We start from the raw sequence: 18,315 nt of genomic DNA on the forward strand, positions 1-18,315 counted from the left end.
CGGCTGTGCATCGACCACGCTCGCCTCAGCCGAGGTGCTCCTGCATCGCCGCGCGCACCTGACCCGCCAGCATGTCCGGCGCCTGTGTGGCATCGAGCACGAGGAAGCGGTGGGGCTCGGCGGCGGCCAGGGTGAGGAAGCCGGCGCGCACGCGCGCGTGGAACTCGCTCTTCTCCGCTTCGAGACGGTCGAAGGGCTTGTCGTCCGCGTCCAGGCGACGGCGCGCCGCGGCGGGGTCCAGGTCGAGCAGCACGGTGAGATCGGGCAGGAGCCCGCCGGTCGCCCAGAGCGACAGGGCGCGGATGTCATCGGCATCCAGGACACGACCGGCGCCTTGATAGGCGACGGAGGAATCGAGGTACCGGTCCTGGATCACGACGTCGCCGCGCGCGATGGCGGGCTGGACGACGGTCTCGACGTGATGGGCTCGGTCGGCCGCGTAGAGCAGCGCTTCGGCGCGGGCGGCGATGTGACCGCGGTGGTGCAGGACGATGTCGCGGATGCGCACTCCCACGTCGGTGCCACCGGGCTCGCGGGTGCGAACGACGTTCCGGCCACCGGAGCGCAGCCAGTCCTCGAGCATCGAGGCCTGAGTGGTCTTGCCGGCGCCGTCCCCGCCTTCGAAGGTCACGAACAGGCCGGGCCCCCCGGCCGCGGACGCCCGAGGGAGAGTCAGCGGCCGGGTGCGGTCGTCGGTCACGAGTTCTTCGCCGGGGCCTTGCGCGTGGTCGTCGCCCGCGGGGCGGCGGTCTTGGCGGCCGTCGCCTTGGCGGCCGCCGTCTTGGTGGCAGCCGTCTTCGCCGCGGTGGTCTTCGCCGTCGTCTTGGCCGCCGTGGTCTTGGCGGCCGTGGTCTTGGCGGCCGTGGTCTTCGCGGGGGCCTTTCGCGCTGCGGTCTTCTTCGGCGCGGGACCCTTGGCGCGCTTGTCAGCGATCAGCTCGACGGCGCGCTCGAAGGTGATCGCCATCGCGTCTTCGCCGCGGGGGACAGTGGCGTTGGTCTCGCCGTCGGTGACGTAGGGACCGAAGCGACCGTCCTTCAGCTTGAGGGGCTTGCCGCTGACGGGGTCGGCGTCGAACTCCTTCAGAGCGCTCGAGGCCCGGCGGGCGCCGTACTTCGGTTCGGCGTACTTCGCGAGCGCCTGGTCGAGCGTGATGTCGAAGATCTGCTTCTCGTCGTCGAGCGACCGGGAGTCGGTGCCCTTCTTGAGGTAGGGACCGAAGCGACCGTTCTGCGCGGTGATCTCCTCACCCGAGGCGGGGTCGGTACCCACGACGCGGGGAAGGGAGAGCAGCTGCAGGGCCGTATCGAGATCGACCGTGTCGACGGACATCGACCGGAAGAGCGAGGCGGTCCGAGGCTTCGGGGCCGCTTCCTTCTTGGCTCCGCGCTTCTTGGGGGCCTCGACGACCTCGCCCGTGGCCTGGTCGACCTCTTCGGGCTCCTCGGCGTCGACCTCTTGCACGTAGGGGCCGAAGCGTCCGTCCTTCACGACGACGAGCTTGCCGTTCTCGGGGTTCTCGCCCAGCACCCGGTCGCCGGCCACGGGGGCGTCGATGAGCTCCTGCGCCTTCGCGGGCGTGAGCTCGTCGGGCGCGAGGTCCTCGGGGATGTTGACGATGCGCGGCTTGGCGTCGGGGGCGGCCGTGGGATCGGTCACCTCGAGGTACGGGCCGTACTTTCCGAAGCGCAGCGTGGCCGTGTCGGTGATGCGCGTCGAGTTGAGCTCGCGAGCGTCGATCTCGCCGAGGTTGTCGACGATGTGACGAAGTCCCACCTGCTTCTCGGAGCCGAAGTAGAACGACTTCAGCCACTCGGTGCGGCGCTGCTCGCCACGCGCGATGGCGTCGAGATCGTCTTCGAGCGCGGCGGTGAAGTCGTAGTCGACGAGGTCGGCGAAGTGCTCTTCGAGGAGGCGGACGACGCTGAACGCGAGCCAGCTGGGCACGAGCGCCTGACCACGCTTGCTGACGTACCCACGGTCGAGGATCACACCGATGATGCTGGCGAAGGTAGACGGGCGACCGATCCCCTTCTCTTCGAGGGCCTTGACCAGGCTGGCCTCGGTGTACCGCGGCTTCGGAGAGGTGCTGTGCCCCTTGGGCTCGACATCGCTGACCGACAGCGTGTCGCCCACGGCGACCGCCGGCAGCGACTGGTCGGCATCGTCGTCGTTGCGCTTCTCGTCGGCGCCTTCTTCGTAAGCCTCGAGGAACCCCTTGAAGGTGTAAACGGTTCCGGATGCCGTGAACTCGGCGACCTGGGCACCGGCCTTGACCGTGAGCGTGACGGTCGTCGTCTCGTACTTGGCATCCGCCATCTGGCTCGCGACGGTGCGCTTCCAGATCAGGTCGTACAGCTTCTGCTCGTCGCGATCGAGCGAGGACGCGAGCGACGCGGGCGTGCGGAAGGTCTCGCCCGAGGGACGGATGGCCTCGTGCGCCTCCTGCGCGTTCTTCGACTTGCTTTTGTAGACGCGCGGGTTCGCGGGAACGGCCTTGTCGCCGTAGAGAGCGACGGCCTGAGCACGCGCTGCCGAGATGGCCTGCCCCGAGAGGGCGACCGAGTCGGTACGCATATAGGTGATGAAGCCCTTTTCGTAGAGTCGCTGGGCGACGCCCATGGCGTGCTTGGCGCTCATCGAGAGCTTGCGGCCGGCCTCCTGCTGCAGCGTGGAGGTCGTGAAGGGGGCGCGCGGGCTGCGCGTGCCGGGCTTCGCCTCGACCTTGGCGACGGTCGCCGTGCCGGCGGCGGTGATCGCGTCCGCGAGTGCGCGTGCCTGCGCCTCATCGAGGACCACGACGGCCTTCTTGAGCTGGCCGTTGTCGTCGTAGTCGCCGCCGCGCGCGATGGGCGCACCGTCGAGACGGTTCAAGCGCGTGGTGAACGAGGAGCCGGACTGCGACGCGAGTGCCTCGACGTCCCAGTACGAGGCCGAGACGAAAGCCATGCGCTCGCGCTCGCGCTCGACGACCATACGGGTGGCCGCGGACTGCACGCGACCGGCGCTGAGGGCCGTGCCTTCGCGGCCCGAGCCGACCTTGCGCCACAGAACGGGCGAGACGTCCCAGCCGTAGAGCCGGTCGAGCACGCGGCGGGTCTCTTGCGCGTCGACGAGCGAGACGTCGAGTTCGCGGGTGTGCTCGGCGGCCTCTTTGATGGCGTCCTTGGTGATCTCGTGGAAGATCATGCGACGCACGGGGACCTTGGGCTTGAGGACCTCGAGGAGGTGCCACGCGATGGCTTCGCCTTCGCGGTCACCATCAGTGGCGAGGAGGACTTCGTCGGCCGTCTTGAGGGCGCGCTTGAGCTCGGCGACGGTCTTCGTCTTGCGGTCGTTGACCACGTAGAAGGGGTCGAAGTCGTTCTCGACGTCGATGGAGTACTTGCCGTACGCCGCCTTCTTGTCGGCCGGGATCTCTTTCTTCGACGCGAGGTCGCGAATGTGACCGACCGAGCTGAGCACCTCGTAGTCGTCGCCGAGGTATCCCTGGATCGACTTCATCTTCGTCGGGGACTCGACGATGACGAGCTTCTTTCCGTTTGCCACTGGGGTCCTTTCGTCGATGCACACCATACACACGCCTCCCTGTTCGGGTTCCGGGAGGTCTCACGGGCTCGACCGTTCGGGGGGTCCGGCCCGCGAGCGCGCATCGAATGAAATCCCACCGTACGCCCCACCGACGGTGATGGTGGCGACCAGGCCCTCGACATCGCACTCTCGCAGGGTCGCTTCCCCCGCCGAAGCGACCCGTGCGGCCTCGTCGCACGGCACCCCCGATACTGCCCCGCTGGCCGCATCCGCCGCAGCCAGGGCGGCGGCATCCGCGGTCCCCGCGAGTCGTTCGGCGGCGACCGCGGCACCGCCGACGACGGCCAGGGCGACTGCGAGACCGGCGACCACCGAGATCACTCCGAGGGTCGACACGCTCGCGGGCATCAGCGACCTCCGTCGAGGGCGCAGGCGCGCGTCGAGACCGGAGGGAGGGGCAGGCCCATCGGCACGCGAGCAGACGCTCGTACGCAGACCACTCCGCCGCCGCGGTCCACCGACGCCGTCGCCCCCACCTCTGCCAGCCGCTGCAGGGCGGCGTCGTCGCCCCTGCCGAGCAGACGCGCGGCCTCGGTGGTGAGCTGTTGCACCCGTACCGTGGTCGCGAACGACGCGAGGACGCCGGCCCCGAGGACCAGGACGACCAGAACGGCGGGCAGAGCCACCGCGAACTCCGCCGTGACCGCCCCGCGCTCCCCCAGCCTTCTCATTGAACAGTCAGCGCGCGACGCACGAGATCGGTGAGGATCCCCCGCACCTCGTCGCTGCGCATGATCATCACGAGCAGGCCCGCGAAGGCGACAGCCGCCATGGTCGCGATGGCGTACTCGGCGGTCGCCGCGCCCCGCTCGTCGAGGAACAGGGCGCCCGCGCGTGCGCTGGTCAAGGGCGGCAGATCGACGGGGCCGCGCTTCGAGACGGGTCGAGGGGATCGGATCATGGAACTACTCCTTCTTCTGTGTGGACGATCGAGGTCACGGCAGTGCCGTGGAGCGGAGGACCGAGAGCGCGGCAGGGACGACGGCGATGAGCAGGAACGCCGGCAGCGTGCAGAGCCCGAGCGGCACGAGCAGGCGGGTGGAGAGTCTCGCCGCAGCCACCCGACCGTCGGTTCGGGACCGGTACCGCGCGATCCACGCGTCCCCCCGCAGGAGTTCGGCCGCGGGCACTCCCGCTCGGGTCGCCAGGTCCAGCGTCTCGGCGACGGCGGTGCGGTTCATCGTGCCGACGCCCAGACCTTCGATCAGTCCGCGGGCCCGGTCGATCGACACGCCAGCCGAAAGGGCGACCGCCCAGAGCTCGGCCTCGAGTCCCGGGATCACCGGAGGGGGCTGGGCCCGGCGGGACAGCCTGCGCATCCAGACGTACGCTGCACCTATCAGGCCGAGCCCGAGGGCGAGGCATCCTTGCCCGAGCGGATCCCGGAGCAGAACACCGACGGGGTCGAAGCCGAGAAGACCGCCCAGAGGGATGCCGACGAGGGGAAGCCACCCGAGGAGCCGGGCCGTGGCGACCGGCTCCGCGAGAGCGACGCGGATGTCGGCCGAAACCTCCACCGCGTCACGGAGGGCGCCCACGACCGAGCGCAGGGCATCGGACAGGGGCGCTCCCGTGGCTACGGCCACGCTCCAGATCGCGGCGGTCCCGCTCCACGACTCACCCGCCGCCCGGAGGACGGCACCGACATCCGCCCCACGGGCAGCGGCGTCGGCTGCCGCGCTCAGCGTGGGGTCGCCGCCCTCTGCCAGGTATCTCCACGCGTACGCCGGGGCTGTTCCCCCGGACAGCAGGACGGCGAGGCGGAGAACCGTCTCGATCGGATCAGCGGTCCGAGGGTCGCGTCGCGCGCGAAGATGCGGCGTCCGCGAGCCGTGAGCGCTCACGTCCACTTCTCCGGCTCGATTCGGAGACGCCCCTCGTGCACGACGGGTCGTCCCCACCCGGTGACGCGACGACGCCCGGCGATCCGTTCGACGTACACGACGGCGTCGATGGCCCCGGCACTCTGCCGCGCGCAGGTCTCGGCATCCATTCCGGCGAGCGCTGCCAGGGCTTCCAGTCGCGCCGAGACGTCGATGAGGCTACTCGCGTGGAGCGTCCCCGCTCCCCCGTCGTGCCCGGTGTTCAACGCCATCAGCAGTTCGCGGATCTCCTCTCCGCGACACTCCCCCAGCACCAGCCGGTCGGGACGCATGCGCAGGGCCTCCCTGACCAGCCGCGAGAGGGAGATGCCGCCGGCGCCCTCGATATTGGCCTGCCGCGCCTCGAGCGCGACGTGATGCGGGTGGTCGGGGTGCAACTCCGCCACCTCCTCGATCGTGATGATGCGCTCGGTCGATGGCACCTGCGACAGCAGAGCAGCCAGGAGCGTGGTCTTGCCCGCGCCCGTCGCGCCGGCGATGAGGGTGTTCTCGCGTCGATCGACGAGACGTTCGAGCCTGTCCCGCTGGCGCGCTGAGAACATCCCCGCGCGCTGGAGAGCCTGCAGGTCGGGCCGCGCGAACGCCGGCACGCGGACGGAGATACTCGTGCCGCTCGCGGCCACGGGGGCGAGCACGGCGTGTACTCGCACGCCCCGATCGAGCCGGACGTCGACGCAGGGCGTGGCGTCGTCCAGGTGCCGCCCGCCGAGCGCGATGAGGCGGACCGCGAGGCGGCGGACCTCGGTCTCGGACGCCCGCCACGAAGGCACGTGCTCGATGCCGTCACCGCGATCGACGAAGAGCCCCCGATCGCCGTTGACGAAGAGATCGGTCACGCGAGGGTCTTCGAGGAACGGACGCAGGAACGCCACCGCCGGGTCGGGGGCGTCGACTGTCGCGGGGTCGAGGCCGCTGCAGGGCGGGGCGAGGGAGGTCACGACGACGACCGTAGGGTCGGGCCGGATCGATCCGCGGGCCCGCAAAAGCGATCAGTGGATTCGCCGCGAAGATCCCCACCTGTGGAGGAGCGAGCGACGAGAACGTCGCTCGAATCGTCATCGGGGAGGAACTCCGCCGGAAAAAGAAGGGGGCGGCATCCCTACAGTGGGGGGCGAGGGATGCCGCCACGCGCCGGGGAAAAATTGGGGGCTCCCCCCGACGCGAGTGCCGGAAGCGATGTTCGGGCGCTAGCTAGAGTACGCGTGCAGGTGAGTCCGGCCAACTCAACCCGACCTATTCATTGCGATATATCACCTGTTTCCCACCGTCGGAGATCCCATCTATCGGAGGTGGCCGGTGTCGGAGGGGGTCGCTAGCGTGACCGGGGTGAGGACGCCGCGCGCAGGTGCGCGGGTCCGTGAACGCGAAGGAGCGCCGCGATGAGCAGCCAGATCGACCACCTCCTCAACGAGACCCGCCGGTTCGCGCCGTCGGCCGAGTTCTCCGCCCAGGCCGTCGCCCAGCACGACCTCTACGAGCGCGCGGCGGCAGACCGTGAGGGTTTCTGGGCCGATCAGGCCCGCGAACTGCACTGGCACAAGCCCTTCACCCAGGTGCTCGACTGGTCCACTCCCCCGTTTGCCGAGTGGTTCGCCGACGGGGAGCTCAACGTCGCCTACAACTGTCTCGACCGGCACGTCGAGGCCGGCAACGGCGACCGCATCGCTCTGCGCTGGGAGGGCGAGCCGGGCGATCAGCGCAACGTCACCTACGCCGAACTCACCGACGAGGTGAAGCGCCTGGCGAACGTCCTCACCGAGCTCGGCATCGAGCGCGGCGACCGCGTCGCCCTGTACCTCCCGTTGATCCCCGAGGCGATCGCCTCCATGCTGGCGGTCGCACGCATCGGCGCCGTGCATTCCGTCGTGTTCGGCGGGTTCTCGGCCGACAGCCTGCGCGCGCGCATCGACGACGCCGGCGCCAAGCTGGTCATCACCGCCGACGGCGGCTGGCGGAAGGGCAAGGTCTCGCCTTTGAAGCCGGCGGTCGACCAGGCGCTCGCCGACCGCAACGGCTCCGGCGAGCAGGAGACCGTCGAGCACGTGCTCGTCGTCAAGCGCGGCGGCAACGAGGTCGACTGGGCGGACGGCCGCGACCTCTGGTGGCACGACGTGGTTCCGAAGGCCTCCGCGGGCCAAGAGGCCGAAGCCTTCCCCGCCGAGACCCCTCTCTTCATCCTCTACACCTCGGGCACCACGGGTAAGCCGAAGGGCATCCTGCACACCTCGGGCGGGTACCTGACCCAGGCCGCGTTCACCAACCGCGTCGTCCACGACGTGCACCCCGAAACGGACGTGTACTGGTGCACCGCCGATATCGGCTGGATCACCGGACACACCTACGTCACCTATGGTCCTCTTGCGAACGGCGCGACACAGCTGCTCTACGAAGGCACCCCCGACACTCCTCACCCGGGTCGCTGGTGGGAGCTCATCGAGAAGCACGGCGTGACCATCTTCTATACGGCGCCGACCGCGATCCGTTCGTTCATGAAGATCGGACGCGACGTGCCGCAGAAGTTCGACCTGTCGTCGCTTCGCCTGCTCGGTTCGGTGGGCGAGCCCATCAACCCCGAAGCCTGGATCTGGTACCGCGAGATCATCGGCGCCGACAAGGCCCCCATCGTCGACACGTGGTGGCAGACCGAAACGGGGGCGATGATGATCTCGGCCCTGCCCGGCGTCACCGAGACGAAGCCCGGCTCCGCCCAGGTCCCGATCCCGGGCATCTCGATCGCCGTCGTCGACGAGCAGGGCGAACCGGTCGGCAACGGCAGCGGCGGCCTTCTCGTGGTCACCGAACCGTGGCCGAGCATGCTGCGCGGCATCTGGGGCGACCCCGACCGTTACCGCGAGACCTACTGGGACAAGTTCGCCGACAAGGGGTACTACTTCGCCGGTGACGGCGCGCGCCTCGACGACGACGGAGACGTCTGGCTGCTCGGCCGCGTCGACGACGTCATGAACGTCTCGGGCCACCGCCTGTCGACCGCCGAGATCGAGTCCGCCCTCGTCGGCCACGAGGGGGTCGCCGAGGCCGCCGTCGTCGGGGCGAGCGACGAGACCACCGGCCAGGCGGTCGTCGCTTTCGTCATCATCAAGAGCCGCTACCTGAAGGAGCACCCCGTCGAGGGTCTGGGCGACGAACTGCGCACCTGGGTCGGACAGCAGATCGGCCCGATCGCCCGTCCCCGCGATGTCTACATCGTCGGCGAGCTCCCCAAGACCCGCTCGGGCAAGATCATGCGCCGCCTCCTCCGCGACGTCGCCGAGGGCCGCGAGGTCGGAGACACCACCACGCTCGCCGACACCGCCGTCATGAGCGTGATCAGCGCCCAGGTGAAGTGAGGTCCGATCCCGGATGCCGGAACTCACGGCATCCGGGATCGGCTCGCCAACGAAATCAGCGGCCGATCGAGGTCCCGCGACCCGAGCGGGCAGTGCCCAGCCGGCGCGTCACGAGTGCGTCCACGCGGGGCACCACCGCAGCGCCGACGGCCCGCACGGCGGGGTAGACCCCCGCTACCCAGACGATCGACGCCAGAGCGTCGCCGGCGTAGTGCACGCCGATGACGACGACCGACACCGACATTCCGACGACCAGGACGACGCCCACGACGATTCCGAGCGCCCGCCAACGCGTCGACCACAGTGCGCAGATCAGGACCGCCGCGAAGGATGCCGTGAACGCCACGTGACCGCTCGGGAACGAGGGGTCGGCCGTCGCGCCGATGGCCTGGGTCATGGCCTCGGACATGCCAGGGCGCGGTCGGGCGACGACGAGCTTCGCGGCCTCCGCGAGGCCCCAGGTCACGGCGACCCCACCGAAGAAGGCGACCGCGACCTGCCACCGTCGCGTCAGCAGGCCGACCGCGACCGTGGCGACGATCATGATGCCCGCGGCGGGCAGCGGCTTGAGCGAGCGGTAGAACGCCTCGGCCACCTGTGTGAGCACGGGCGCGTGAAGGTGGTGCACCGCGTCGGAGAAGGCCACATCGAGCGGAACGAACCGCAGCAGGAATCCCACCGCGATCACGGCGAGCACGGTGCAGACGGCCCACACGACGGCGCGCCGGATGGAGGGCGAGGGAGCGAGGAGGGCGTTCTCGGGGGAGGACGGGCCGCCCACGCCGGAAGAGGAGGTCACGGGGGAATCCTGCTCCCGTTCACTTCTGAATCAGCCGAGTTCCCCCGCGGCCGAGAACGACGGAAGGGACGCCCCGAGCGACCGGAGCGTCCCTTCCGTGTGGAGGCCGGGGTGCCGGCATCCGGGATCGTCGTCAGGCGACGGTGAAGATCACCTCGACCTCGACGGGGCTGTCGAGGGGAAGGACGGGCACACCGACCGCGGAACGCGCGTGGGCACCGGCCTCACCGAACACCTCGCCGAGGAACTCGCTCGCGCCGTTGATGACGCCGGGCTGACCGGTGAATTCGGGGACGGATGCCACGAAGCCGGTGAGCTTGAGCACGCCGGTGAGGTTGTCGACGCCGCCGACGAGAGCCGCAGCCGCGGCGATCGCATTCAGGGCGCACTGACGCGCGTAGCCCTTCGCGTCGGCGGGGGCGATGAGTCCGTCGGACTCGCCGACCTTGCCGGTCGCAGGCAGGGCTCCCTGGACCATCGGCAGCTGACCCGAGGTGTAGACGAGGTCGCCGTGACGCTTGGCGGGAATGTACGAGGCGACGGGCGGGACGACCGCCGGAACGTCGACGCCCAGGGCGGCGAGGCGCTCCGAGACGCTCACTGCTGGCCCTCGAACTGACGGGCGGCGGTCTCGGCGGCGCCGAGACCTGCGTTGGCGGCACCTCCGCCGGTGGGGCGCTTGAAGTAGGCGACGAGTCCGCCCTCGGGGCCGGTCACCACCTGAACGAGCTCCCAGCCCTGCTTGCCCCAGTTGTTGAGGATCGCGGCGGTGTTGTGGATGAGCAGCGGAGTGGTGAGGTACTCCCACGTGGTCATGTCGGGCTCCCGGAGGTGGCTCGGAGCGCGCAACGTCGTGCGCGCGGTGATGGACGCGTACTCGCGCGAGGGCCTGCCTTCGAGGCATCGCCCAGCAACGTCGCTTAGCATCAAGCCTATGCCCGAGAACAAACGAACGGCTAGCGGTGCCCTCGGCGGCATCGTCGGCCTCGTCGGCCTGAGCGCGGTCGCCGGACTTTTGGTCACCGCTGCCGTGACACCGGCCATCGCCGTCTCCGGTGCCGCTGCCTCCAGCGCGATCACCGTCTTCGACAACATGCCCAGCTACCTGAAGCCCGACGAGCTCATGCAGCCGACGACGCTGATGGCCGGCGACCGGGTGCTGGCGAAGTTCTACGACCAGAACCGCTCCCCCGTCACCTTCGACCAGGTCAACCCGGTCATGTACGACGCGATCCTCTCGTCGGAAGACCCCCGCTACTACCAGCACGGCGGCGTCGACCTCATCGGAACGACCCGCGCGCTGCTCAGCAACGCCTCGGGCGGTGAGACGCAGGGTGGATCGTCGATCAGCCAGCAGTACGTCAAGAATGTGCTCGTGCAGCGGTGCGAGCGCGACGCCAAGGCCGTCGAGGCCACCGACACCACTCCCGCGATGACGCGCGACGAGGCCCTGCAGAAGTGCGCCCTCGAGGCCGTGCAGTCCGACGGCGCCGCCGGCTATCAGCGCAAGCTGCAGGAGATGCGGTACGCGATCCAGCTCGAGAAGGAATACACGAAGGACCAGATCCTTCTCGGCTACCTGAACATCGCCAACTTCGGTGGCACCACCTACGGCATCGACGCCGCCGCGCGCTACTACTTCAACACCCCGGCCGCCAATCTGAGCATCGGCCAGGCGGCGGTTCTCGCGGGCATGGTGCAGAACCCGAACCGCTTCCGCATCGACCGCCCCGACGGCTCGATCAGCGATGGCGAGACCGCCTACAACAAGGCTCCCGACGGCTCGATCGACGACGTCGACCAGAGCACGATCCAGGCGCTCTACACGCTGCGCGACAACGGCGAGATCACGCAGGAGCAGCTGGTCAACGCCGCCGACGGATACAGCGAGACCAAGGGCCGCCAGCTCTATGTGCTCAGCCGCATGGAGGTCGACGGCAAGATCACGCACGAACAGTACGTCGCCGCGGCGATCGAGCCGATCTCGCCGCAGATCACCCCGACCGACCAGGGTTGCGCCTCGTCGGCGGCGCCGTACTACTGCCAGTACGTCGTGTCGACGATCCTCAACTCCCCCGCCTTCGGCGCGGAGACCGACGACCGGGTCCGCGCGCTGCGTCAGGACGGCCTGACCATCCAGACCACGCTGGATTGGAACGTCCAGGATGCCGCGCAGAAGACGATGAGCGACAACGCTGCGGAGTCGGTGAACGGCATGGGGTTCGGAGCCACCGCGGTCACGATCGAGGCGAAGACCGGGCGCCTCGTCGCGCTGGCGCAGAACACGAAGTTCACCCAGGACCCCAGCCTGGCCGACTCCGATCCTTCGTATAACTCGATCGTGTTCGCGGGCGATTCCACCAACGGCGGTTCCATCGGATTCAGCGCGGGATCGACGTTCAAGCTCTTCACCCTCGTCGACTGGCTCGAGAAGGGCCACTCGCTGAACGAAACGCTCAACGGTCGTCTGCGCCCCGTCCCGAACATGACGAACTCGTGCGCGGGCAACTGGGTCAATCAGTCGAACACCACGATCAACAACTTCGGCAACAGCGGCGGCTACGTCGGCACGCCGATGATGTTCACGCGCGATTCGCTCAACACGGGCTACCTCGCGATGGCCGCCGAACTGGACCTCTGCGACATCGCGAAGGTTGTCAAGAAGCTCGGCGTCACGACGGGTGACGGCAAAGACATCTCGATGGCCAACGCGAACGAGGTCATCGGTAGCGACAACATCTCGCCGATCGCGATGGCCGGCGCTTTCGCCGCTGTCGCGAACGGCGGCAACCGCTGCCCCGCCAAGGTCATCGACAAGGTGACCGCCGCAGACGGGTCGGAGCGCCCCATCCCCGACCTCCAGTGCGAGACGGTGCTCACACCGGAGATCGCGGCGACCGCTGGCTACGCTCTTCAGGGCGTCATGGTGGGCCAGGGAACGGGCTCGGCCGCTAACCCGGGCGATGGCACGCCTGTGCTCGGTAAGACCGGTACGCACGAAGCGCACGAGACGTGGATGATCCAGTCATCGACCAACGCCACCACCGCCGTGTGGGTCGGCAACTGGGACGGTGGAACTGTCAACCTCTTCGGCAAGTACGCGAAGGGCATCCAGCTGAGCGAATTGCGCTACCGCCTCTCGAAGGATGTGCAGCGCGCGGCCGACAAGGCCTACGGTGGTGACCGGTTCCCCGACCCGGCGTCGAACCTGCTGCGCACGCAGCAGCGCGATCTGCCGAACGTGGTCGGTCAGAGCATCGACGCGGCGACCTCGACCCTGCAGGGCGCTGGATTCCGCGTGACCGTGGGAGACCCCGTCGACTCTCCGTCGGGTCCCGACACCGTCGCCGCTCAGAACCCCGGCGGAGGCTCCGCTCCCGCGGGCTCGCAGATCACCCTGAGCCCCGGCAACGGGCAGGGTGCGACGGTGCCGAACGTGGGCGGGCAGACTGTTCCGGCTGCGCAGGCAGCGCTGAACGCCGCTGGCTTCACGAACGTGTCCATCGGTGCCTGCCAGCCCGAGGGCAACGCTCCGAACGAGGGCCAGGTGACGGCGACGAACCCTGCCGCCGGCACCGCGACGAACAAGAGCACCGCGATCGCTCTGTCCATCGTCGCGAAGAAGTGCTGATGACGCGTCCTCTCGTGACGGCCGCCCTCGCACCCCTCGGGGTCGCGGGGGCGGCCGCTGTCGGGGCCGCCGTGTGGGGCATGGGCATCGAGCGCTACCTCTTCACGGTGCGCTACCACGCTCTGCGCGTCCTCCCCAAGGGAGCCGAGCCGATCCGCGTCCTGCACGTCTCCGACGCCCACATGGCCCCCTGGCAGCACCGCAAGCAGGAGTGGATGGCCCGTCTCGCCGAGCTGTCTCCCGACCTCGTCGTGAACACGGGCGACAACCTGGGCCACCGCGACGGCCTCACCGGGATCCGAACGGCGTTCGCGCCCCTGCGTGGCATCCCGGGCCTCGTCGTGCACGGTTCGAACGACTTCCAAGAGCCGGCGCCTCGCAATCCCCTGCGCTATTTCCTCGGGCCCTCTGGCCACCAGCCGGCTCACAAGCACCTCGACGTCGGCGCCCTCGACCGGTTCTTCGCCGACGATCTGGGATGGCACATCCTCGACGACACGGCCGTCTCGCTCGAGGTCAACGGACTCCGTGTGACGGCGTTCGGTGTGAACGACGCCCACCGCAAGTGGGACCACCCCGAGCTCATCCCCCCGGTCATGGAGAGATTGGATGCCGCCGACCTCACGCTCGGTGTCATGCATGCGCCGTATCGGCGGACGCTCGACACCTTCACCGATCTCGGCGCGGACGTGCTCCTGGCGGGGCACACCCACGGCGGACAGGTGCGTGTGCCGTTCCGCCGCGAGGCGCTGGTGTCGAACTGCGACATCCCCCTCGACCAGGCGCGCGGCCTCAGCGAGTGGACTCACGATGGACGTACCGTGCCGCTGAACGTCAGCGCGGGGCTGGGGCATTCGATCTACGCCCCCGTGCGGTTCGCGTGTCGACCAGAGGCGTCGCTGCTCACGCTGCTGCCGCGCTGACGGCTTCTCCACAACTTCTGAAAGGGTCGATCCGTTCACGGATCGGCCCTTTCCGCCGTCGGGCCGTATCGGCGTTCCCGCAGGATCGAGTTCCTCGACCGGAAGGGACTCCCCATGCATCGACCACCACCGTCCTCTCGACGGCTCGCCGCGGCCCTGGCGTTGGCGGGTGTTCTCTTCGCCGTCGCGGTCGTCCCCGCGGCCCACGCCGCCGATCGCGGCACGGGCTTCGGTACCTGGGCCTCCCTCTCGCGGACCGGGTGGCACGGCTCCATGCGGGTCGGCGACGTCCACACCTATTGCATCCACCCCGGCCTCCCGGTCGCCACCGGAACGACGACCGACCACGGCACGACGAGCGACGTGAACGGACTGACCCCGCAACAGCTGGTCTCCATCAACTACCTCGTCGGCACCTACGGCCAGACAGATGACGCGGTTCAGGCCGCCAGTGTCGGCTCGACGGCTGGGCGGTCAAAGCCATCGTCGATCGAGACACGACACTGCACTCCTGGGGCTATGGCGGCAACGAGCTGACCGAGGCGATCGACTACATCATGCGACGCGCGAGTCCCGAGAACAGCGGCGCGATCCAGGACCGGACCACGCAGTATCTCTCGGAGGCGCAGAACATCCCCGTTCCCCGTGTCGGAGGCTCTCTGACGATGTCGATGGAGGAGGACGACCCCACGCGGGGAGCTGTCACCGTAGACGTCGATCCGACCGCCACCGGGACGCTTCGGCTCGAGAACGCGACCTTCGCCGACACCGGCAGCTCCGAGCGCACCGGGGTGCAGGGGCAGGTCGCTTATCCGATCCTCGCGCCCGCGACGGCGTCCGACGGCGGACGGCCGTATATCGCACGAGCCTCAGGAAGCTTCACGGTGCGATCCGCGGCGATCCGGTATTACTCCACCCCGGGGCAGCAGGAGTCCGCCGGACCGGCGGATCCGACCACGTTCACCCTGACGACCCAGGACGCCTCACCGCGACCCGTGCAGTTCTCACCTCGGATCGAGACGGTGGCGACGATCGACTCCCGCGGGCGATTCGTCGACGAGGTCACGCTGTCTGCCCGTGACGGCGTCTGGCCGCGTCACAGCGACGGGTCCTTCGTCGTCGTCAGCGCCACCGCCGACGTCTACCGGACGAACGCGTTCCCGGCCGAGGCGTCCGAAATCCCGTCGAATCTCAGCCCGGTCGCGCACCTCGAGCTCCGTACCGATCCGAAGATCGGCGCCGGTCTTTACCGCACGTCCACCACGGCGCTCCCCGGCCCGGGCGTGTACACCGCCGTCTGGCGCATCGAGCGAACGTCGCAGGACCCTGATTCCGTCGCACACTTCCCGGCGCGCTACTTCTGGATGGAGCGCTTCGCCACGCCCGCGCAAACCGAGCAGCTGGCCTTCACCCCTCCCCCGCCCGACCCCGTCCCCACGGCCACGCCCACGACCGCCGCCATCGTGAGCCCGATCGAGCCCCCGGCGTCACCGCCGGTGCCCGCGGCGCTCCCCCTGACCGGCGTCTCCGCCCCGCCACTGCTCACGGCCGGCGGTCTCGCCGCTCTCGCCATCGCGACGGGGGTCTGCGCGTGGCGACGCGCGCGGAGACGCGCGCAGCCCGCGGCGGCGTGATCGATGGGGTGGGTGAGTGCCGGCCCGATGTGGCGCCCACCCACCCCCGTCACCGCCGGACGATTCGCGCGAAAAGGGCTGAGTGGTTCGGAGCACGGCCTCGAGCAGGGTAGACTTTTCTAGTTGCAACGGGGTGTGGCGCAGCTTGGTAGCGCGCGTCGTTCGGGACGACGAGGCCGCAGGTTCAAATCCTGTCACCCCGACCACTGCATCATCAGAAGGGCCCTCCACTCCGGTGGAGGGCCCTTCTGCGTACGGCTTCGGGACTGCTGCACCCGGCGCCCCGCGCGCTCAAAAGGCGGCTCGGCAGCCCCATCGGCCGAAGGCGGAGTCGGCGAGAGCTGCTTCAGCTTGGCGCAGTCGGTCTCCTGGCAGAGGCCACGATGTCCTCGACGCGCACGGCGAAGCGACCCCGGCTCCACGCGCACAGCGAAGCGCCCCCGGCTCCTCCCGCACGGGGAGGCGCCGGGGGCGCTTAGGGGATGCGTGTCAGCGGCTCGCTCGACGCAGCGAGCGGAAGCCAAGCGCGCCGATTCCACCGAGCAGGAGGACCAGGGCACCCCATGCGAGCGGGGCGACGTCACCCATACCGGTGTTGGCCAGGCCGCCACCGTTGCCCGCGGGGCCCGGGGTAGCGCTCGGGCTGGGAACGGCGGCAGGCACGACGGCGAAGTTCACCGCGACTCCGTTCGCGACTCCCCCGATCGTCTGTGTGGCGGCGATCTCATAGGAACCCTCGGCGAGAACCCCGAGCTGGACCGACCAGACCCCGTTACGAACGGTCGTGCGACCCACCTCTGCGCCGTTGAGCGTGACGAGGATTTCAGCCCCGTCAACGCCGGTACCCGAAATCGAGGTCGGAACCGCAGCGCCGCTGTAGTTCGCACCGTCCTGGATCCCATCGATCGTGGGCTCGGGCGGACCCACGATGAACTTGACCTCCGAGGTGGCGGAGGTCTGGCTGTCACGCGCCTGGACGGCGCTCACAAGGTAGTTGCCGTAGCTCAGGTCGACCGGGATCGACCAATTGCCGGCGGCGTCCACGACAGCCGTGCCGAGGAGCTCGAGCGCCGTGGGCCGTTCGGTGGCCGACTCACTGGTGCCGCCGGTGACCGTGACCGTCGCTCCGACCAGCCCAGTACCGGAAATCGACGTGAGCTCGTTGATGACGAAAGCGTCCTCGCTCGGCGAGGTGATCATCGGAGCGGCGATGCGCACGTCGACCGAGGCGGCGACGGCTGCGGAACGGCTGTATCCGCTGAACGCGGTCAACGAGAACTTGTAGGGGCCGAGCTCGTCCGGCGCGGCGAAGCTCCAGTTGCCCGCGCCGTCCACCGGAATCGTGAAGGTCTCCCCCGTTGCGGGATCCACCTCGACGGTGGTGTTCACGGGCGCGGTGCCCGAGATCGTCCCACCGAGACCGACCGTTCCGCCACTCGTGGGAGCGGTCAGGGCAGGCTCGTCGATGTCGAGCGCCACCGAGTAGCCGTTGGTCAGAGCAAGGCCGGCCTGCAGGTCGGCCGCCCAGAAGAAGCCCGAGGCTTCGTCGCCACCCGAGACGACACCGACGGCGGTACTGCCCTGGATGACTGCTCCACCGGAGTCTCCGGGGCCAGCCTTGAGCTGGCCGCCGAAGCCATAGACCGAACGGCCGCCGACCCTCGCCCAGCCATCGACGATCGAGACCTCACCATCGGTGAAGCCGGTCGTACGACCCGACTTCGAAAAAGCACCGATCTGCGCTTTGCCCACGGCCTTCACGGGCCGGGTGCTCAGGGACAGGTCTTCGCTGGATGCCGTCGTCCAATCCGTCACGACGGGAAGCAGATCCAGGGCCGGATTGGCGACGTCGATGACGGAGATGTCGACAGCGGACGTCGTCGTGTCCTCGGTCGTGTTGCCCGGGCCGCCCCACTGCGCGAAGGCGAAAGAACCGAGGTCGTATGTCAGCGTCGGCTTGGTCCCTGCGCCGCCAGCATCATCGCTCGTCGGAAGGGTGAGCTGCGTGACTTTTCGCGCTCCGTCGCCCTCACAGTGCCCGGCGGAAATGACGGCGGGGTTGCCTGCTTTGTCGAAACCGGTGAACCCGATGGAACAGAAGCCGGACAGGTCAGCGGGGTTTATCGCCTCGGCGTAATACCCAGCGCCACCGACGACGTCGGAATCGGCGAACGACGTCAGCTCCGCGGCAACCTCTTTGACCACGACGTTCGCTGATCGCTTGCTGATAGCGCCGGACTCACCGTCGAGCGCGGAGGCATCGGTGGTCACGACCACCACGTTGCCGTTGCCGTCCTTACCGACCGCCTGCACGTCGTCGTTGGCGCTCAGCAACTGCTTCGCAGAGGCATCGAAGGCCGCGCCCGAGGTGGGCGCAACCGTCTGGTCATCGCCGGCGAAGGCCGCGGGGGCCAGCAAACCGGACGCGGTCAGCGCGACGGTGGCAGACGCAGCCGCCCACCCCAAACGCTTCATGTTTCGTGTCATCGTCTCATCTCAGGTGTCGG

Annotated in this window: 16 protein-coding genes and 1 tRNA gene; 6 read left to right on the forward strand and 11 right to left on the reverse strand. The window is 69.2% G+C overall.

Annotated features, from left to right (window positions below; genetic code table 11):
• Window positions 1-25: 25 nt before the first annotated feature.
• From tmk to OVA26_RS13750, 7 genes are read right to left on the reverse strand one after another with little or no spacing between them, the layout of a single operon-like run.
• Window positions 26-700 (reverse strand): dTMP kinase, encoded by a 675-nt coding sequence (tmk, locus tag OVA26_RS13720; protein WP_082450483.1) that lies wholly within the window; start codon window positions 698-700, stop codon window positions 26-28.
• Window positions 697-3,549, reverse strand: coding sequence for a type I DNA topoisomerase (gene topA, locus OVA26_RS13725; RefSeq protein ID WP_268104445.1), 2,853 nt, complete (start codon window positions 3,547-3,549; stop codon window positions 697-699). The genes tmk and topA overlap by 4 nt, the downstream gene beginning before the upstream one ends.
• Before the next feature lie 60 nt (window positions 3,550-3,609).
• Window positions 3,610-3,939, reverse strand: coding sequence for an Rv3654c family TadE-like protein (locus tag OVA26_RS13730; protein ID WP_056229443.1), 330 nt, complete (start codon window positions 3,937-3,939; stop codon window positions 3,610-3,612).
• Window positions 3,939-4,217, reverse strand: a complete 279-nt coding sequence (locus OVA26_RS13735; protein WP_143017969.1) for a hypothetical protein — start codon at window positions 4,215-4,217, stop codon at window positions 3,939-3,941. Before OVA26_RS13735 ends, OVA26_RS13730 begins: the two co-directional genes overlap by 1 nt.
• A gap of 41 nt (window positions 4,218-4,258) precedes the next feature.
• Window positions 4,259-4,492, reverse strand: a complete 234-nt coding sequence (locus OVA26_RS13740) for a DUF4244 domain-containing protein (protein WP_056229450.1) — start codon at window positions 4,490-4,492, stop codon at window positions 4,259-4,261.
• A gap of 34 nt (window positions 4,493-4,526) precedes the next feature.
• Window positions 4,527-5,435, reverse strand: a complete 909-nt coding sequence (locus OVA26_RS13745) for a type II secretion system F family protein (protein WP_268104447.1) — start codon at window positions 5,433-5,435, stop codon at window positions 4,527-4,529.
• The gene (locus tag OVA26_RS13750; protein ID WP_268104448.1) at window positions 5,432-6,412 is read right to left on the reverse strand and encodes a TadA family conjugal transfer-associated ATPase; all 981 of its coding nucleotides are present in this window, start codon (window positions 6,410-6,412) and stop codon (window positions 5,432-5,434) included. Before OVA26_RS13750 ends, OVA26_RS13745 begins: the two co-directional genes overlap by 4 nt.
• A gap of 441 nt (window positions 6,413-6,853) precedes the next feature.
• Between OVA26_RS13750 and acs the strand changes: the two genes are divergently transcribed.
• Window positions 6,854-8,821 (forward strand): acetate--CoA ligase, encoded by a 1,968-nt coding sequence (gene acs / locus OVA26_RS13755; RefSeq protein ID WP_268104449.1) that lies wholly within the window; start codon window positions 6,854-6,856, stop codon window positions 8,819-8,821.
• Window positions 8,822-8,876: 55 nt separating this feature from the next.
• On the opposite strand, the gene OVA26_RS13760 is transcribed toward acs, so the two are convergent.
• The 3 genes from OVA26_RS13760 to OVA26_RS13770 all read right to left on the reverse strand — a co-directional run bounded on the left by OVA26_RS13760 (window position 8,877) and on the right by OVA26_RS13770 (window position 10,436).
• A complete protein-coding gene (locus OVA26_RS13760; RefSeq protein ID WP_268104451.1) occupies window positions 8,877-9,620 on the reverse strand; it encodes a phosphatase PAP2 family protein in 744 nt (247 codons plus the stop codon).
• Between the two features lie 133 nt (window positions 9,621-9,753).
• Window positions 9,754-10,221, reverse strand: a complete 468-nt coding sequence (locus OVA26_RS13765) for a RidA family protein (protein WP_268104452.1) — start codon at window positions 10,219-10,221, stop codon at window positions 9,754-9,756.
• On the reverse strand, window positions 10,218-10,436 hold the full coding sequence (locus OVA26_RS13770; RefSeq protein ID WP_056229468.1) for a hypothetical protein: 219 nt from the start codon (window positions 10,434-10,436) through the stop codon (window positions 10,218-10,220). The genes OVA26_RS13765 and OVA26_RS13770 overlap by 4 nt, the downstream gene beginning before the upstream one ends.
• A gap of 118 nt (window positions 10,437-10,554) precedes the next feature.
• Here OVA26_RS13770 and OVA26_RS13775 point away from each other — a divergent pair, with 118 nt between their 5' ends.
• From OVA26_RS13775 to OVA26_RS13795, 5 genes are all read left to right on the forward strand, one after another.
• Window positions 10,555-13,251, forward strand: a complete 2,697-nt coding sequence (locus OVA26_RS13775; RefSeq protein ID WP_268104453.1) for a transglycosylase domain-containing protein — start codon at window positions 10,555-10,557, stop codon at window positions 13,249-13,251.
• A complete protein-coding gene (locus tag OVA26_RS13780) occupies window positions 13,251-14,174 on the forward strand; it encodes a metallophosphoesterase (RefSeq protein WP_268104454.1) in 924 nt (307 codons plus the stop codon). The genes OVA26_RS13775 and OVA26_RS13780 overlap by 1 nt, the downstream gene beginning before the upstream one ends.
• A gap of 114 nt (window positions 14,175-14,288) precedes the next feature.
• The gene (locus OVA26_RS13785) at window positions 14,289-14,711 is read left to right on the forward strand and encodes a hypothetical protein (protein WP_268104455.1); all 423 of its coding nucleotides are present in this window, start codon (window positions 14,289-14,291) and stop codon (window positions 14,709-14,711) included.
• Window positions 14,712-14,731: 20 nt separating this feature from the next.
• Window positions 14,732-15,808: a hypothetical protein gene (locus OVA26_RS13790; protein WP_268104456.1), complete on the forward strand. Its 1,077-nt coding sequence runs from the start codon at window positions 14,732-14,734 to the stop codon at window positions 15,806-15,808.
• A gap of 129 nt (window positions 15,809-15,937) precedes the next feature.
• Window positions 15,938-16,014, forward strand: a tRNA-Pro gene (locus OVA26_RS13795).
• Between the two features lie 283 nt (window positions 16,015-16,297).
• Here the strand turns inward: OVA26_RS13795 and OVA26_RS13800 are convergent.
• Complete coding sequence (locus tag OVA26_RS13800) at window positions 16,298-18,295, reverse strand: hypothetical protein (protein WP_268104457.1); 1,998 nt, start codon at window positions 18,293-18,295, stop codon at window positions 16,298-16,300.
• Between the last annotated feature and the right edge of the window lie 20 nt (window positions 18,296-18,315).

The organism is Microbacterium sp. SL62, assembly GCF_026672635.1.
Classification (GTDB): domain Bacteria; phylum Actinomycetota; class Actinomycetes; order Actinomycetales; family Microbacteriaceae; genus Microbacterium; species Microbacterium testaceum_A.